The organism is Actinomadura roseirufa, assembly GCF_900659635.1.
In the GTDB taxonomy this organism is placed as follows: domain Bacteria; phylum Actinomycetota; class Actinomycetes; order Streptosporangiales; family Streptosporangiaceae; genus Spirillospora; species Spirillospora roseirufa.
Genome location: NZ_CAACVB010000001.1, coordinates 58,530 through 74,746 on the forward strand (window position 1 = coordinate 58,530; position 16,217 = coordinate 74,746).

General features: G+C 71.8%; 12 protein-coding genes. 8 read left to right on the plus strand and 4 right to left on the minus strand.

Annotated elements, in window-relative coordinates:
- Window positions 1-1,006: 1,006 nt before the first annotated feature.
- A complete protein-coding gene (gene sigJ, locus E1291_RS00180; protein WP_131735438.1) occupies window positions 1,007-1,939 on the minus strand; it encodes an RNA polymerase sigma factor SigJ in 933 nt (310 codons plus the stop codon).
- A gap of 236 nt (window positions 1,940-2,175) precedes the next feature.
- Here sigJ (E1291_RS00180) and E1291_RS00185 point away from each other — a divergent pair, with 236 nt between their 5' ends.
- Complete coding sequence (locus tag E1291_RS00185) at window positions 2,176-2,688, plus strand: ester cyclase (RefSeq protein ID WP_131735439.1); 513 nt, start codon at window positions 2,176-2,178, stop codon at window positions 2,686-2,688.
- 34 nt (window positions 2,689-2,722) lie between these two features.
- On the opposite strand, the gene E1291_RS00190 is transcribed toward E1291_RS00185, so the two are convergent.
- Genes E1291_RS00190 through E1291_RS00200 form a run of 3 tightly spaced genes read right to left on the minus strand, consistent with a single transcriptional unit; the run spans window position 2,723 to window position 4,776 of the window.
- Window positions 2,723-3,247, minus strand: coding sequence for a YceI family protein (locus tag E1291_RS00190; protein WP_131735440.1), 525 nt, complete (start codon window positions 3,245-3,247; stop codon window positions 2,723-2,725).
- Window positions 3,248-3,272: 25 nt separating this feature from the next.
- Window positions 3,273-4,202 (minus strand): RNA polymerase sigma factor SigJ, encoded by a 930-nt coding sequence (gene sigJ / locus E1291_RS00195; protein ID WP_131735441.1) that lies wholly within the window; start codon window positions 4,200-4,202, stop codon window positions 3,273-3,275.
- Window positions 4,203-4,206: 4 nt separating this feature from the next.
- On the minus strand, window positions 4,207-4,776 hold the full coding sequence (locus E1291_RS00200) for a carboxymuconolactone decarboxylase family protein (protein ID WP_131735442.1): 570 nt from the start codon (window positions 4,774-4,776) through the stop codon (window positions 4,207-4,209).
- A gap of 1,087 nt (window positions 4,777-5,863) precedes the next feature.
- Between E1291_RS00200 and E1291_RS00205 the strand changes: the two genes are divergently transcribed.
- The 7 genes from E1291_RS00205 to E1291_RS00235 all read left to right on the plus strand — a co-directional run bounded on the left by E1291_RS00205 (window position 5,864) and on the right by E1291_RS00235 (window position 16,197).
- Window positions 5,864-6,955: a beta-ketoacyl-ACP synthase III gene (locus tag E1291_RS00205; protein WP_131735443.1), complete on the plus strand. Its 1,092-nt coding sequence runs from the start codon at window positions 5,864-5,866 to the stop codon at window positions 6,953-6,955.
- 35 nt (window positions 6,956-6,990) lie between these two features.
- Window positions 6,991-7,251, plus strand: coding sequence for an acyl carrier protein (locus E1291_RS00210; protein WP_165494878.1), 261 nt, complete (start codon window positions 6,991-6,993; stop codon window positions 7,249-7,251).
- Window positions 7,248-8,135: a (3R)-3-[(carboxymethyl)amino]fatty acid oxygenase/decarboxylase gene (scoE, locus tag E1291_RS00215; protein WP_207400475.1), complete on the plus strand. Its 888-nt coding sequence runs from the start codon at window positions 7,248-7,250 to the stop codon at window positions 8,133-8,135. The genes E1291_RS00210 and scoE overlap by 4 nt, the downstream gene beginning before the upstream one ends.
- A 9-nt stretch (window positions 8,136-8,144) precedes the next feature.
- Entirely contained in the window at window positions 8,145-8,687 is a 543-nt protein-coding gene (locus E1291_RS00220) for an FcoT family thioesterase (protein ID WP_131735444.1), read from the plus strand.
- Window positions 8,688-8,753: 66 nt separating this feature from the next.
- Window positions 8,754-10,316, plus strand: a complete 1,563-nt coding sequence (locus E1291_RS00225; protein ID WP_131735445.1) for a long-chain-fatty-acid--CoA ligase — start codon at window positions 8,754-8,756, stop codon at window positions 10,314-10,316.
- A gap of 14 nt (window positions 10,317-10,330) precedes the next feature.
- Window positions 10,331-14,935, plus strand: a complete 4,605-nt coding sequence (locus E1291_RS00230) for a non-ribosomal peptide synthetase (protein WP_131735446.1) — start codon at window positions 10,331-10,333, stop codon at window positions 14,933-14,935.
- On the plus strand, window positions 14,932-16,197 hold the full coding sequence (locus E1291_RS00235) for an MFS transporter (protein ID WP_131735447.1): 1,266 nt from the start codon (window positions 14,932-14,934) through the stop codon (window positions 16,195-16,197). The genes E1291_RS00230 and E1291_RS00235 overlap by 4 nt, the downstream gene beginning before the upstream one ends.
- Window positions 16,198-16,217: the final 20 nt, after the last annotated feature.

The window sequence follows — 16,217 nt, forward strand, 5'->3', positions numbered from 1 at the left end:
AGATACACCGGACGCGGCCGCATCTCCCGCACACCGGAACGCTCATGTTGACCTCTTTTTGCAGGGTGTGAATACCAGGTGTCCTTTACCCGCAATTTCATGATCCACCATGGCGGTTCCCTTTTTTCGGGAAGATGACGCCCTGTGAGATCGGCGGAGGCGCCTCGCAACGTGGGCGTCAGCGGCCCGGATGGGCACCGCCACGATGACGTCTGCCAGGGACGATGCCACGAGCGCCGCCGCCGGACAGCGTGGGGCGGGGCTGTGGGCTACCGCGGGTGGTTAACGTCCCGATATGCACGATGTGCCGATTCCTTCACCGAACATGCCCGACGGGGAACGAGACTTCCGGCGACCGGGAGAGCTGATCTATGCGCATATCTTCGTCAGTATCTAACCCCTCCTATGGGGCGAGGAGATAGTCGCGGGTCGACCTCCACGCCGAACGGGCCCCATCGGGAGCCACCGTGGCCGGTCTCCCCCGTCCGGACTTCCGTGCCCTGAAGCCAGCGCGCCCGAGGACTCCACGCCATCAGCAGGTCAGCATGCCCTGACACCGGAAGCGTTCAAGATCAAGCGGCGTAGTCCGGCGAGCAACGGTGGTGGCTCGCCAGTGCCGATGAAGTCCAGGCAGGCCGGGATGTTGACCGCTATGAAGGCGGGGACGGGCGTCCTGGCCCAGCGGTGTGCGTGGCGGTAGTGCTCGTTGGCGCGGTGGTAGGTAAGGCGCTCGGTTACAGCTCGGGCGGTTGAGTCGCACGTAGTCGAGGCGCGGACCATGGCGGAGGAGTCTGTCGCATTCCCGGTTCAGGAGCAGGCAGACCAGGTCACGCAGGTTCAGGCCGGTCCGAGTTCTTGGAGGCGTCCGATGTCGTGCAGGGAATCGATCCCGGCGGCGTAGTCGAGCATCCGCAGGATGCCGGGTTCCGAACCGACGAGTGTGGGCACGACACGGATGGAAGCGCAGTCGAGGCCGACGACACCGACGTGAGGCCCTGCTGTCGCGTTAGTGGGTGTCGCTTGCGGGTTGCTGGTCTGGGGCCGTCGCGGTCTGGGCGTCGGGTTCGGGTTGGATGCCGCTTAGCTTCGTGATGTTGCGGAACACTCGGACGGCGGCGACGCGGTCGGTGGCCGGTTCGAGGTCCAGTGTGACGGCCGCGTACACGGCGCCGTCCTTGACCAGCACGGTGCCGGGGAGTCCGTTGAGCTCCGCGCCGCGGTACCGGAGGCCGTCCGGCAGGCCCCGGGTGATCTCGGCGAGGTAGGCCGCGACCTCGTCCATCCCGTGCAGCGGAACGCGCGGGGTCTCGGCCGTGCCGTTGGCGTCGATCACCAGCGTGACGTCGGGGGCCAGGAGCTCCAGCAGCTCGTCGAGGGCCCCGCCCCGGCAGGCCCGGATGAATCGGTCCGTGACCTCCCGGTGCACGTTCCGATCGGGCCGGAACCTCGGCCGCCCGTCGCGCACGTGGCCGCGAGCCCGGCGGTTGAGCTGACGCACCGCCGCCTCGGAGCGGCCCGTCGCGTCCGCCACCTCCGGGTAACCGAAGGCGAACACCTCGCGGAGGACGAACACCACGCGTTCCAGCGGCGACAGGGTCTCCAGGACGACCAGCATCGCCATGGACACCGACTCCGCGACCTCCGCGCTCTGCGTCGCGTCGGGTTGGGTGAGCAAGGGCTCGGGCAGCCAGGGCCCGACGTAGGTCTCCCGGCGCGCCTCGATCCTGCGCATCCGGTCGATCGCCAACCGCGTCGCCGCCTGGAGCAAGTACGCGCGGTGGTTGCCGATCGGCTCGGAGTCCACGCGGTTCAGCCGCAGCCAGAGGTCCTGCAGCACGTCCTCGGTGTCGGAGACGCTGCCGAGCATCCGGTAGGTCACCGAGAACAGCAGGTCCCGATGTTCTTCGAAGCTCTGGGTGATGGACGTCGAACCGGACACTGACCTTCTCCCCTCTGGTGCTCCGCGCGGGGCGACGGGACAAGGTTCGCACGCTTCCCGCCGTGCCCCATGTCACAGGATCGGGGCGGCGTGCGTCATGGGTGCCAAGGGTTCCGGCCCCCGGCCCCGCCGGATCCGCCGTCCCGTCCAGATCGCGTGCGAGCACTGGACGGGGCGGACGGCCGAGGCCGCGGACTGAACTGTCAAGAATCCAGCGACCCGAAGGAGAGAACGCGATGACCACCCTGGTTCAGCTCTATATCGAGGCATTGGGAACGCACGACACCGCCGCGCTCGACGGGCTCTACGCGGAGGACGTCGTCCTCTACACGCCCTTCGGCTGGGGAGTACGCGGACGCGACCAGGTGAAGTTCTTCATCGGGGCCGTCCACGCGCCCCATCCCGGCCTGCGGGTGACCCTGCACGACGAGTTCGCGTCCGGCGACGGGGCGCGGATGAGCTTCCGCTTCACGATCCACTGGCACAACACCGGGTCGTTCGGCGGCCATGAGCCGACCGGTGAGAAGGGCACGGCCAGCGAGATCCACACCGTCCGTGTCGTCGACGGGCGCATCGCGGAGCAGTGGGCGGGCCACAACTCCCTCGGGCTGACCCTCCTCCAGCTCAGGGCGTGGGGCATGGAACCGCCCGCGGAGACCATGGACCCGGCGCCGGTGATCGTCGCCGCGGGCGGCCGGCCCGCCGCGCGGCCCGGCTCGGCCGCCTCACATCACGTCGAGCCGGCATGAACGGCAACGGACGAACTCGGCTCAGCGGACCGGCTCAGTCTCGTTCGATGACAGCGTCGAACTCCAGGTTCAGGTGACGCGCCGCCAGGCCGCGGGCCGCGGTGATGCCGAACGCGTAGCGGTCGACGCGGGCCGTGGCCTGGACGCGGGCGCCGTTCGGGGTGGCCTCCGCGGAGGTCAGGGTCACGGTGACGGGGCGGGTGACATCGCGGACGGTCAACTCGCCGTCGAGGGTCCAGGCGTCCGCGCGGCGGCTGAGGCCGGTTGCGGTGAAGCCGATGGCCGGATGGGCGGCGGCGTCGAGGAACCGGCGGTCGCGGATCAGGGCGTCGCGCTTGGGGAGACCGGTGTCGAACGACGCGGCCGCCGCGGTGGCCGTGACGCGGGGCGCGCCGGATCCGGTGATCTCGACGCGGCCGGCGGTCACGCCGAAGCGGCCGTGGACGGCACCGAGGCCGAACAGGTGCCGGGTGCGGAAGGCGATCGAGGACCGCTCGGGATCCAGACGGTAGGCGCCGGGGGCGAGAAGGTCGCCCGGCGTGTCCATGGCGGTGGTCATCGTGTTCTCCGGGTTCTCGGTGTCTTCAGTGGTCGTGGTCGTTTCGCGGGTGTGCACGGTGACGCGCCGGGGCCTGCCTGGTGAGGTGTGCCGGTTCGTCCAGCCGGCTCAGTTTCCGCGGGTTCCTCATGAGGAAGACCCGGGTGATCTGTCCGTCCTCGACCACGAGGCTGATCGCGGTCGGCTCGCCGCCGATCTCGAAACGGCCCGCCGGCGACCCGTTGAGCCACACCGTCGTCGTCTCGAACGCGGGCACCGTCCGGCCCGCGCGCGCGAGCACCGCCGCCACCGGCCCGGCCCCGTGGACGGGGGCCGGCGCCGCGGCCGCGATCCCGCCGCCGTCGGCCACCAGGACCACGTCCGGCGCCATGGCCGCCAAGAGCTCCCGCAGTTCCCCGGTGCGCAGCGAGGCCAGGAAGCGCTCCACGACGACCCGCTGTTCCGACCGGCTCACCTGCGCCCGCGGGCGGCGGGCCGCGACGTGCTCGCGGGCGCGCCGGCCGATCTGGCGGACCGCGGCGGCGGACTTGCCGAGGGCGTCCGCGATCTCGCCGTACGGCATCTCGAAGACCTCGCGGAGCACGAACACCGCCCGCTCCGTGGGCCTGAGGGTCTCCAGGACGGTCAGCATCGCGATCGAGACGCTCTCGGCGAGCTCGACGTCCTCGGTCAGGTCGGGGCCGGTCAGCAGTGGTTCCGGCAGCCATTCGCCGACGTAGTCCTCGCGGCTGCGCGACAGCGAGCGGAGGCGGTTGAGCGCTTGACGGGTGACGATCCGGACGAGGTACGAACGCGGGTCGCGCACCTGCGCTCGATCGACGTCCGCCCATCGCAGCCAGGACTCCTGCAGCACGTCCTCCGCGTCCGCCGCCGAACCGAGCATCTCGTAGGCGACGGTGAACAGCAGACCGCGATGGGCGACGAACGGATCGTCCGTCTCGACGTCATGAGCCATGGCGTCAGGCCGCGCCGGACGGCTTGGGACGCTCGGCCAGCGGGATCTCGCACGCCTCGGAGTAACCCTGCGAGGTGATCCCGTGCGCCGTGTTGGCCCTGGTCGACATGTTGGCGAAGCCGATGAACACGGTGAGCTCGACCAGTCCCGCCGGGCCGAGCCGGCCGAGCAGGCTCGCGGAGAGCTCGTCGGTGACCGTCGTCGGCGTGTTCGTCATCGCCTCCGCGTACTCCATCACCTCACGTTCCAGCGGCGTGAAGACGTCGGAGTCCCGCCAGCGCGGCACCTCGCCGGCCTTGGCCAGATCCAGGCCCTGGTGCAGCGCCGCGAAGTAGTTGACGTCCAGGCACCAGCCGCAGCCGACCTGCGCCGCGACCGCCATGTGCGCGAACGTCTTGAGGCCCTCGCCGGCCGCGTTCCACGCGGCGATCTTGGCCGAGAACTCCTGGGTGGACGTGGCGACCTCGGGGGCGTTGAACAGCACCTCGACGGGCTCGGGTACGGCACCCAGCCGCCCAATGAGAGCCTCCCGCATCTCGGCGGGCAGGTCGGCCTTCGGAATACGCGGTGTCATGGTGTTCTCCTCATCCGGTGAGTTCGCGGCCTGTCGGGCATGAAGACACCGCGAGGCCCACGAATGTGACAGCCTCTGCCGTCCACTGGTGAACGCCGCTGATTTCCGGGACCGGTGGAGGCCCGCCCGGGAAGGTCGAACTCTCTGGACGCAGAGTTCGAGGTCTCCATCAATCAGGCCGCTCTGTGAGATTGGTCTCGGTGATTTCACCGTGGCGCCGGAGGCGTGGGGGAACGGCAGATGCCCGGCGACGACGGGTGCACGAGCCGGCAGAACCCGCTTCGGTCACACAGCGATCAATATGGCATCGGACCGTGTTCTCTCGCCGTTCGTTCATCTGTCGCGGAAAGGGGACGGTCGGGAACGGCCCGAGATTTCATCTCAGTCCGCTGCATGGCGGACAGAACGGTTGAGATCGACACGAACCGGCATGCGACGGCATGGAAGCCGTGGTCGTGCAGGGGCCTTCCATAGGAAACCCTTCGCGGTCGAAACGGTGTCCGAAGGGTCGCCGCCGTCCGTAACGCCGCCGCGAACTCGAGCCAGAGCACCCCCTTGGCCTCGCGAGCCTCACCGTGATCTTGACTCCCCGTCGCCGGCTCATCAAATGTTGATGAATTCTCAAGTTCAGGGCCTCTGGGCGGTCGTGCCGGTGCCGGGGCCTCCGTGTCCGTTTAAGTGTTTTCCGTCCGTTGTAACGCTTCTCGCCTTACATGGGAGCAAAGGATGCTTTCGCGGCTTAGGCCACAAGTGCCCGGTGGGCCCTGCATCGATACGATCTTCCAGTTCGTTTACGGGCGCCTGGAACGATGGTTCCGGCGGGCCGGTGGGCCCCTGGACGACGGACGCGTCGAAATGACCCCGGTCGCGTGCGCCCATGCCGAACCCGCGCCGCCCTTTTGCCTTGACATTCCCGCGTAGGCTCAGTTTTGATGGCGAACAGTTAAGTTTGACCACTGTTTCCGAGCGCCGATGTTCTTTGGTCGGCGTCGCCGTTTCGTGATTGGCGTCCGGTATTCGGCCGGTCGCTCCATGAAGTGATTACTGAGAATGTCCGCGAGTGTACGCGCGGTGGAATGGGGGGACGATGGACGACGCCCCGGGGAGCGCCCCGCCGGTGAGCATCGCGCCGCGTGCGGGCCGCACGGCCGTGCTGTGCGGCGTAAGCGGCCATGTGCCCGCTCCGGTACTGACCAACGAGGAACTGACCAGCCGGTTCGACACGTCCGATGATTGGATCGTGACACGGATCGGCATCCGTGAGCGTCACATCGTCGAGCCCGGCTCGGCGACCTCCGATCTCGCCGCGCGCGCCGGCGCGGCGGCGCTGGCGTCGGCGGGCGTGTCGGCGGTGGACATGCTGGTGCTCGCCACGACGACCCCCGATCATCCGTGCCCGGCCACCGCGCCGGCGGTCGCGCACCGGCTCGGTCTCGGCGGCATTCCCGCGCTCGACGTGAACGCCGTCTGCTCGGGGTTCGTCTACGGCCTGGCCACATCCGCCGGGCTGATCGCGTCCGGGCTGGCGCGCAGCGTCCTGCTGATCGGAGCCGACACGTTCAGCACGCTGCTGGACCCCGGCGACCGCGACACCGTGACCGTGTTCGGGGACGGCGCGGGCGCGGTCGTCCTGCGCGCCGGGGACATCGGCGAGCCGGGCGCGGTCCTGGCGTTCGACCTCGGCAGCGACGGCGAGCTGGCCGACCTGATCACGGTCCCGGCGGGCGGCTCGCGCGCTCCGCTGCGGCCCGGGACGCCGGTGCCCGGCGACGCGCACTTCACCATGCAGGGCCGGGCCGTCTACCGGCACGCCGTCCGCCGGATGACGGAGTCGTCGCTGGCCGTGCTCGGCGAGGCGGGATGGAAGCCCGAGGACGTCGGCCGGTTCGTCGGGCACCAGGCCAACCTGCGCATTCTCACCACCGTGGCCGAAGAGCTCGGGATCGGCGCCGACCGCGTGTACGCGAACGTGGACCGGGTCGGCAACACCGCCGCCGCGTCGATCCCGCTGGCCCTCGCGGACGCCGCGGACGCCGGGCTGCTGCGGGCCGGCGACAGGGTGCTGCTGACGGCGTTCGGCGGGGGCGCGACCTGGGGTTCGTGCGCGCTGGTGTGGCCCGAGCCGCCGCTCTCCGCGGCGGCCGGAGCCCCGGGGGCCGAGGCGTCCTCGACCCGGTAGCGACACGGTCCGCAACGCCAACGAGGGAGCGGGACTTGGACAGGGAACACACGCACGCCGTCATCACCAAGCTGATCCACCGCGAGGTCCCGGAGCTGACCGGCGACCTCACGCCGGCGGACGGCTTCGAGACGCTCGGCATCGACTCGATGACCATGATCGACGTGATCGTGGCCACGGAGCGGGAGCTCGGCGTGAAGATCGCCGACAACCGGCTCGCGGACGTCGCCACGGTCGGGGACCTCGTGGACGTCGTCCTCACCATTTCCAACGCACGGCAGGGAGACGAATCATGACCATTCAGACGCACACCGGCAGCCGCATCGGCACCACGGTCGAAGGGTTCGACCCGGTCAACGCGTCCGCGGACGAGATCGAGGAACTGCGGCGCACCGTCTACGAGAAGAAGATCGTCGTACTGCGCGGGCAGGACCTCGACCCGAAGGGGCTGCTGGCGCTCGGCCGCCGGTTCGGCCGCACGGAGGCCTACTACCAGCCGATGTACCGCCACCCCGACGTCCACGAGGTCTTCGTGTCCTCCAACGTCGACGAGGACGGCCGGCAGATCGGCGTCCCGAAGACCGGAAAGTTCTGGCACTCGGACTACCAGTTCATGCCGGCCCCGTTCGACATCACGTTCATCTACCCGCGGGTGCTGCCCGAGCGCAACCGCGGCACCTACTTCATCGACATGGCGCAGGCGTACGAGCAGCTCAGCGACGAGCTGAAGGAGGCGGCCCACGACACCCGCGCGCTGCACAGCGTGCGCCGCTACTTCAAGATCCGCCCCTCCGACGTCTACCGGCCGCTGTCGGAGGTCTCGGCCGAGGTGGACGCCGAGACGCCGCCCAGCGTCCACCCGACCGTCATCGACCACCGGTTCACCGGGGAGAAGATCCTCTACATCAGTGAGGGCTTCACGCACGGCATCCAGGACGCCGACGGCCGGGAGCGTCCCGACCTGCTGAACGCGCTGCTGGAGGCGAGCGGGCAGCTCGACACCACGTTCCAGCACCCGAACATCCACCTGCAGACCTTCGAGAAGGGCGACCTGCTGGTCTGGGACAACCGGACCCTCGCCCACCGTGCGCTGCACACCACGACCCCCGAGCCCGCCGTGTCGCACCGCGTCACCGTCTACGACGAGACGGTGCGCGACTCGATGCTCAACGGCGAGTAGGGGGCCGGCATGGAAACGGCCACCGCCCTCTCGGCGGGCACCGAGCACGACAGCGAGCACGGCCACGAGCACGGGAACGACGCGCCGCTGCTGGCCGATGTCCTGCGCTGCTACAAACCGCACTGCCGGTACCTGGGCTCGATGACGGTGCGCGGCACCGGTGACCGGCTCACCGGCCGCGGTGAGCTGAGCATTCCCGAGTCCTGCTATATCGACGACACCGGCCATCTCAACGCGGTCGAGGTCAACATCTGTTACAACCAGATGCTCTACTACGTGATCGCCAAGGCCGTCGACGCGAAGCTCGTTCCGGCGTTCGCGCAGTGGACGATGGACGACTACTGGGCGAAACAACTCCCTGAGATTCTCATCGCCCGGATGCAGTGCTCGTTCGTGCGTCCCATCGACGCCCGGCATTTCTACGGCGAGTTCGAATTGCTGCGGAGCACGCGGTTGAGGGGTCTGCTGTCGCTGGAGACCGCCTTCCGCTACTGGGACGACGCGGACGGCCGGTGCGACGGCCGCGTCCGCGTCGCGATCACCAACGCCTAACGCCCGAGGGCGGGCGGACCGCCGACGCGCCGGTCCGCCCGCCCACCCGCGCACCAAGGAGATGCGGTGTACCACCCGCAGTTGCAGACCCTCGCCGCGACCGTGCGGTTCCACGCCGAGCACCAGCCCGATACGGCCGCCGTCGTGTGCGCGGACCGGCGGCTGACCTACGCGGAGTTGTACCGGGGCGCGCAACAGGTCGCCCGCGCGCTCCGCGCCGGCGGCCTCGCCCGGGGGGCGCGGGTCGCGTTCCTCGGCCAGGAGTCCGTCCACTACTACGAGACGCTGTTCGGCTGCGCGCTCGCCGAGGCGGTGCTGGTGCCGATCAACTGGCGGCTCGCCGCCGGCGAGGTGGGGCACATCCTCGCCGACTCCGCCAGCGAGCTGCTGTTCGTGGACGCCGACCTGCTGAAACTGGCGGACAACGCCCGGTCGACGATGTCCGGGCCCGCCACCGTCGTCGTCCTGGACGGCGACGACTACCACCGCTGGCGCGCCGCCGGGAACGACGACGGCCCGCCGCCCCACCCTGCCACCGGTCCGGACGACCCGATCGTCCAGCTCTACACCAGCGGGACGACCGGCCTGCCGAAGGGCGTCGTCCTCGCCCAGCGCAGCTTCTTCGCGATCAGGGACGCGCTGGCCTCGGCGGGACTCGACTGGATCGACTGGCGGCCCGGGGACCGCAGCCTCATCGGCATCCCCGGCCTGCACGTCGGCGGCCTCTGGTGGGCCGTCCAGGGTTTCAACGCGGGCGTCACCAACGTCGCCATGCCGAGGTTCGACAGCCGCGCGGCGGTGGAGCTGATCCGCGACCTCGGCGTCACCACCGCGTGCGTGGTGCCGTCGATGCTGCGGCTGATCCTCGCCGAGCCGCACGCCGCGCCGGCGGACTTCGCCACCCTCCGCAAGGTCGTCTACGGCGGGTCGCCGATCTCCGAGACGCTGCTGACCGAGGCGGTGAAGGGCCTCGGTTGCGAGTTCGCGCAGATCTACGGGCTTACGGAGACCGGGAACACCGCGGTGTGCCTGCCGCCGTCCGACCACGTGCCGGGCGGCCCGCGCATGCGCGCGGCGGGCCGTCCCTACCCCGGCGTCGAGGCGAAGATCATCGACCGGTCCGGCGCGCCCGTGCCGGCGGGAACGGTCGGCGAGGTGTGCCTGCGCAGCCCGGCCAACATGCTCGAGTACTGGCGGCGGCCGGAGGCCACCGCCGAGACGCTCGTCGACGGCTGGATCCACACGGGTGACGCCGGTTACCTGGACGAGGACGGCTACGTCCACATCCACGACCGGATCAAGGACATGATCATCGTCGCGGGAGAGAACATCTACCCCGCCGAGATCGAGCACGTCCTCGCCAAGCACGCCGCCGTCGCGGACGCCGCCGTCATCGGCGTGCCCGACGACCGCTTCGGCGAGGCCGTCCACGCGTTCGTGGCGCTGCGGGCCGGGCACGAGGCGGGCCCGCGCGACCTGCTGGAGTTCCTGCGCGACCGGATCGCCGCTTTCAAGATCCCGAGCCGGTTCGTGTTCGTCGACCAGGTGCCCCGCAATCCCAGCGGCAAGATCCTTCGGCGCGAGCTGCGCGACGAGCAGTGGCGCGGCCGGGAACGCAAGGTCAACTGACGCGGAGGCCGATCATGACACTGGACACACGCAGCCTCCGCCGGGACATCGGCGAGCTGCTCTACCTCGGCCCGGACGAGATCGAGGCCGACGCCGACCTGTTCGCGCTCGGCCTGGACTCGGTCCGGCTGCTCTCCCTGCTGGAACAGTGGCGGGAGGAGGGCGCGGACGTCAGCCTGGTCGAGCTGGCCGAGCGGCCCACGCTCGCCGCCTGGGAGGGCCTGCTGCTGGCACCGTCCGGCGGCCGCGCCTCGGCGGGGCCGGCCGCCGCTTCGAGCGGGCGGCTGGCGCTCACCGAGGCTCAGCTCGGCATCTGGACCGGGCAGCGTCTCGATCCCGCGAACCCGGCCTACAACACCGCCGAGTACGCCGACATCGCCGGACCGGTCGACGCCGAGATGTTCGAGGCGGCGCTGCGCCGCGCGGTGCGGGAGACCGAGGCGCTGAACGTCCGGTTCGCCGAGGACGAGAACGGCGACCCCCGGATGGAGCCCGCCGAACACCACTGGACGCTGCACGTCGCCGACCTGTCCGCCGAATCCGATCCGCACGCCGCGGCGCTGCGGTGGATGCACGACGACATCGCCCGTCCGGTCGACCTCGCCGCCGAGCCGCCGTTCGGCCAGGCGCTGTTCCGCCTCGCGCCGGACCGTTTCCTGTGGTACCAGCGCGTCCACCACATCGCGCTGGACGGCTTCGGGCTGTCCCTCGTCGCACGGCGGGTGGCCGACGTCTACACCGCGCTGGCCTCGGGCAGTGACCCGGGCGAGCCCGGCTTCGGGCCGCTGAGCGCGGTGGTCGAGGAGGACGCCGCCTACCAGGCGTCGCCGGAGCGCGAACAGGACCGTGCCCACTGGCTCGCCCGGTCGGCCGGCCGGACCGAGCCCGCGGCGCTCAGCGGACGCTTCGCCCGGCCCTCCGCGACGTTCCTGCGCGAGATCTTCGACGTGGACGCCGGCACCGCCGAGAACCTGCGCGCCGTGGCGCGGCGGTGCGCGGCGACCTGGCCGGACGTCGTCATCGCGGCGTGCGCGGCCTACATCGGCCGGCTGACCGGCGCGGCCGAACCCGTCCTCGGCGTGCCGGTGATGGGACGCCTCGGCTCGGCGTCGCTGCGGGTGCCGAGCATGGTGCTCAACATCGTCGCGCTGCGGCAGCCGGTGGACCCGGCGGCGGGTCTCGCCGCTCTCACCGGCGCGGTCGCCGACCGGATGCGCGCGGACCGGCCCCACCACCGCTACCGCTACGAGCACCTGCGGCAGGAGCTCGGGCTGAGCGGCGAGCGCGGCGCGCTGTACGGGCCCGCCGTCAACATCATGCCCTTCGACTACGACCTCTCCTTCGCGGGAGGCCGCGCCGAGGTCCGCAACGTCTCGGCCGGCCCGGTCGAGGACGTGTCGATCAACGTCTACGACCGCGCGGACGGCAACGGCCTGCGCATCGCCCTGGACGCGAACCCCGCGTGCCTCGACCAGGCCGGGCTGGCCGCGCACGGACGGCGGCTGCGGCGTTTCCTCGCCACCGCCACGGCCGAGCCGGACCGCCCGATCCGCGACCTGGACCTGCTCTTCGAGGACGAGCGCCGCGCGCTCCTGGGCACCTGGAACGACACCGCGCGGGACCTGCCGCCCGAGCCGGTGACGCGCGTGTTCGAGCGGCAGGCCGCTCGCACCCCGCAAGCCTCGGCGCTCCTGTGCGGCGACGGCGCGTCCACCGCCGAGCTGTCCTACGCCGAGCTGAACGCGCGCGCCAACCGGCTCGCGCGGTACCTCATCGCCCGGGGCGCGGGACCCGAGCGCCGCGTCGCGCTGCTCCTGCCCCGGTCCGCCGACCTGGTCGTGGCGCTGCTGGCCGTGCTGAAGTCCGGCGCCGCGTACGTGCCGCTGGATCCCGGGCTGCCCGCGCAACGGCTCGACTGGATGCTCGGCGACGTCCGCCCCGCGCTCGTGCTGACGGACGAACCCGGCCCGGCGGACGCGGCGAACCGGGTGGCGCTCGCCGACCCGGCGGTGCGCGCGGCCGTCGAGGGCGAGGCGTCGCACGATGTGACCGACGACGACCGATCCGCGCCGCTGCGGCCCGCGCATCCCGCCTGCCTCATCTACACCTCGGGGTCCACCGGCCGTCCGAAGGGCGTGGTCACCGAACACCGGGGCGTGGCCAACCTGTACCTGCACCACCGCGCGGGGATGATCTCCGAGGCGGACGGCACCCGGTTCCGCGCCGCGCTCACCGCCCCGCTGTCGTTCGACACCTCCTGGGAGGGGCTGCTGTGGATGTTCGCCGGGCACGAGCTGCACCTCGTCCCGGACGACGTGCGCCGCGACGCCGAGGCGATGGTGCGGTTCGCGGGCGAGCGGCGCATCGACTTCCTCGACATCACCCCGTCCTATGCCGAGGAGCTGCTGGCCTGCGGGCTGCTCGACCCGGACCGCCCGCACCGGCCCAGCGTGATCGCGCTCGGCGGTGAGGCGGCGGGGCCGCTGCTGTGGACACGGCTGCGCGACACCGCCGGCGTCACCGCCTACAACCTCTACGGACCCACCGAGGGCACCGTCGACACGCTCAGCTGCCTCCTGTCCGACAGCGCCACCCCGATCGTCGGCCGCCCGCTCGGCAACACGCGCGCCTACGTCCTGGACGCCTCGCTGCGTCCGCTGCCGCCCGGCGCGACCGGCGAGCTGTACCTGGCCGGGGTCCCCCTGGCCCGCGGCTACCACGATCGGGCCGCGCTGACCGCCGCGCGCTTCGTCGCCGACCCCTACGGACCCGCCGGCACGCGGATGTACCGGACGGGCGACCTGGCCCGATGGCGCCCGGACGGCACGCTCGACTACCTCGGCCGTTCCGACGACCAGGTGCAACTGCGCGGCTTCCGCATCGAGTACGGCGAGATCGAGGCGACGCTGGCGCAGCACCCGGCCGTCGACCGGGCCGCCGCCCTCGTCCGCGAGGACGCGCCGGGCGTGCGGCGCCTCGCCGTCTACGTCGTCACCACGGACGGCGCGGACGCCGACCCGGCCGAGCTGCGCTCCTTCCTCGCCGACCGGCTCCCCGCCCACATGGTGCCGACCGCGTACCTGACGCTGGCGAAGCTGCCGACGAACCGCAACGGCAAGCTCGACCGCACCGCGCTGCCCGTCCCGCCCGACCTGGCGGGCGGCGGCCGCGCACCGCGCGACCACCTCGAACGCGAGCTGTGCGCGCTGTTCGCCGCCGCGCTCGGGCTCGCCGACGTCGGCGTCGACGACGACTTCTTCGAGATGGGCGGGCACTCGCTGCTCATCACCCGGCTGGTGCCGCGCATCCGGCAGCGGCTCGGCGTCGAGATGCGGGCCGGCCTGATGTTCGAGCGCGCCACCGTCGCGCGGCTCGCGGAGGCGCTGCGCGACGGGTCGTCCGGCGACGCGCCGCCCGACCTCGCCGCCGAGGCCGTGCTGGACCCCGGCATCCGCGCCCCCGCCGGGACGGCGGCCCGCGGTCCCGTGCGCCGGATCCTGCTCACCGGGGCCACCGGCTTCCTCGGCGCGTTCCTCCTGCGGGAGCTTCTCGAACGGACCGACGCGCAGGTGTGGTGTCACGTCCGGGCCCCCGGCGAGCGGGAGGCCCGCGACCGCGTCCACGACGCGCTGGCCCGCCACGGGTTGCGGCACTCCGCGCTGGACGACCGGATCGCCGTGCTGCCCGGCGACCTGGAACGGCCACTGCTCGGTGTCGGCGAGGCCACGTTCGACCGGCTCGCCGAGGACATCGACCTCATCGTCCACAACGGCGCGATGGTGAACCACATCGCCCCCTACGCCCGGCTGCGGGCCGCGAACGTGCTCGGCACCCAGGACGTCCTGCGCCTCGCGGCGACGACCCGGGTGAAACCGGTCCACTACGTATCGACCTGCGACGTGGCCGTCAGCGCGCGGGCCAATCCCGCCCTGCTCTCGGAGGACCGGCTGGCCCCGGCCGGCGAGGTCCTGCCGAACGGCTACGTGGAGAGCAAGTGGGTGGCCGAACAGCTGGTCCGGGCCGCGCGGGAACGAGGCGTTCCCACCACGGTCCACCGCCCGAGCCGGATCAGCGGCGACACCGCCACCGGCGCCGGCGCGACCGACGACGCCTTCTGGACGATGGTGCGCGCCTCGATCATGCTCGGCGCCGTGCCCGACACCCTCGACGGCGACACCGTCGACCTCGTGCCCGTCGACTATGTGGCCGCCGCGATCGTCCGGCTGGCGACGCGTCCCGGCGCACCCGCCGCCTACCATCTGACCAGCCCGGAACCGCTGCGCGCCGGGACCGTCGTGGAACGGCTGAGACGGTTCGGCTACACCCTGGCCCCCATGCCGCCCGCCGCGTGGCGGCGCGCGCTCGCCGAGCACGCCGACGGCGAGGCCGGCACGCGGGCCGACGGCGACCCGCTCGCCGTCGCGGCCATGCTCGGCGAGGAGTCCGAGGCGCTGCCCGGCGGCTTCGCCTTCGCCCGCGACAACGAGCGGCGGGACCTGCGGGACACTCCGGTCCAGTGCCCGCCCATCGACGGCGAGCTCCTCGACCGGTACGTCCGCGCGTTCGTCGAGACGGGCTTCTTCCCGGCTCCCCGCGGTGGCGCGAGCGTGCCGCGATGACCGACGTCAGGAGCGACGGCTCGCCCGGCACCGCCACCGGCGGCGCGTCCCCGGTCGGTCCGCTGCGCGCGTGGACGATCATCATCGCCCTCTCCGTCGGCTCCTTCCTGTTCGTCACCATCGAGACCCTGCCCATCGGACTGCTGTCGGACCTCGCGTCGGACCTCTCGGTGTCCGACAGCGCGGTGGGACAGCTCGTCACGGTGTACGCGTTGTGCGTCATGCTCGCCGCCCTCCCGCTCACCGTGGCGTTCTCCCGGTTTCCGCGCCGGGCCCTGCTCGTCGGCGTGTTCGGGGTGTTCGTCGCCGCCACGGCGACGTCCGCGCTGGCCCGCGACTACGCCGTCCTGCTCGCGGTCCGCGCCGTCATCGCGATGGCGCAGGCGCTCTTCTGGTCGGTGGCGGTGTCGCTGGCCGGGACGCTCGCGCCGCGCGGCCGCACCGGCAGGGCGATCGCGCTCGTCTACGCGGGCATCTCCTTCGCCCAGCTCCTCGGCGTCCCCGGCGGCGTCGCGCTCGGGCACTGGCTCGGCTGGCGGTGGGCGATGGGGACGCTGGCGCTGGCGGGGCTGCCCGTCCTGCTCGTGCTCGCGGCGGCCATGCCGTCCGTCCACGGGCACGCGCCGATCCGCGCGCGCGAGGTCGCCGCGCTGCTCGGCCGGCGGCGGGTGCGCGTCACCATGGCGGCCATCACCGTGGCCTTCACCGGAACCTATGTCGCGTTCACCTACATCAGCCCGCTGCTCCAGAGGGTCGGCCACGTCTCGGCGGGCATGATCTCGGTGTACATGCTGCTGTTCGGGGCGGCCGGCGTCGCGGGCAACGCGCTGGCCGGCGGGCTCGTGGACAGCAGACCGCGGACGACCGTGGTCGCCGCCATCGGCGGGATCTTCGCGGTCGTCGTGACGTTCGCGTCGCTGGGCGGCTGGACGCCGGTGACCGTCCTCGCCGTCGTGGCGTGGGGCCTGTGCGGATCGGCCCTGCCGACCGTGTTCACCGCTTGGGCGCTCCGCGTGGCGCCCGATGACCAGGAAACGGCCATGTCGCTCCTGGTCATCGCGGTGAACTTCGGCCTCGGCGCCGGCGCGCTCCTCGGCGGCCGCCTCCTGGACGGCGTCGGCCCCCACGCCGTGGCCTGGGGCGCCGCCGTCCTGCTCGGCATGGCTCTGCCCACGGCCGTGTCCGCTTTGAGGACGACGACGGTTACGGCAAAGGAGGTCGCCCGCGCAAACCCGTCCGGGCACGATTCCCATCGTGCTTGAGGACGGCGGCCATCACGGGC

Excerpts from the sequence above, each read along its gene's own strand:
- E1291_RS00185 (WP_131735439.1), top strand. The coding sequence starts at position 2,176 with ATGACCACCCTGGTTCAGCTCTATATCGAGGCATTGGGAACGCACGAC.
- E1291_RS00190 (WP_131735440.1), bottom strand. The coding sequence starts at position 3,247 with ATGACCACCGCCATGGACACGCCGGGCGACCTTCTCGCCCCCGGCGCC.
- sigJ (WP_131735441.1), bottom strand. The coding sequence starts at position 4,202 with ATGGCTCATGACGTCGAGACGGACGATCCGTTCGTCGCCCATCGCGGT.
- E1291_RS00200 (WP_131735442.1), bottom strand. The coding sequence starts at position 4,776 with ATGACACCGCGTATTCCGAAGGCCGACCTGCCCGCCGAGATGCGGGAG.
- E1291_RS00205 (WP_131735443.1), top strand. The coding sequence starts at position 5,864 with ATGGACGACGCCCCGGGGAGCGCCCCGCCGGTGAGCATCGCGCCGCGT.
- scoE (WP_207400475.1), top strand. The coding sequence starts at position 7,248 with ATGACCATTCAGACGCACACCGGCAGCCGCATCGGCACCACGGTCGAA.
- E1291_RS00220 (WP_131735444.1), top strand. The coding sequence starts at position 8,145 with ATGGAAACGGCCACCGCCCTCTCGGCGGGCACCGAGCACGACAGCGAG.
- E1291_RS00230 (WP_131735446.1), top strand. The coding sequence starts at position 10,331 with ATGACACTGGACACACGCAGCCTCCGCCGGGACATCGGCGAGCTGCTC.
- E1291_RS00235 (WP_131735447.1), top strand. The coding sequence starts at position 14,932 with ATGACCGACGTCAGGAGCGACGGCTCGCCCGGCACCGCCACCGGCGGC.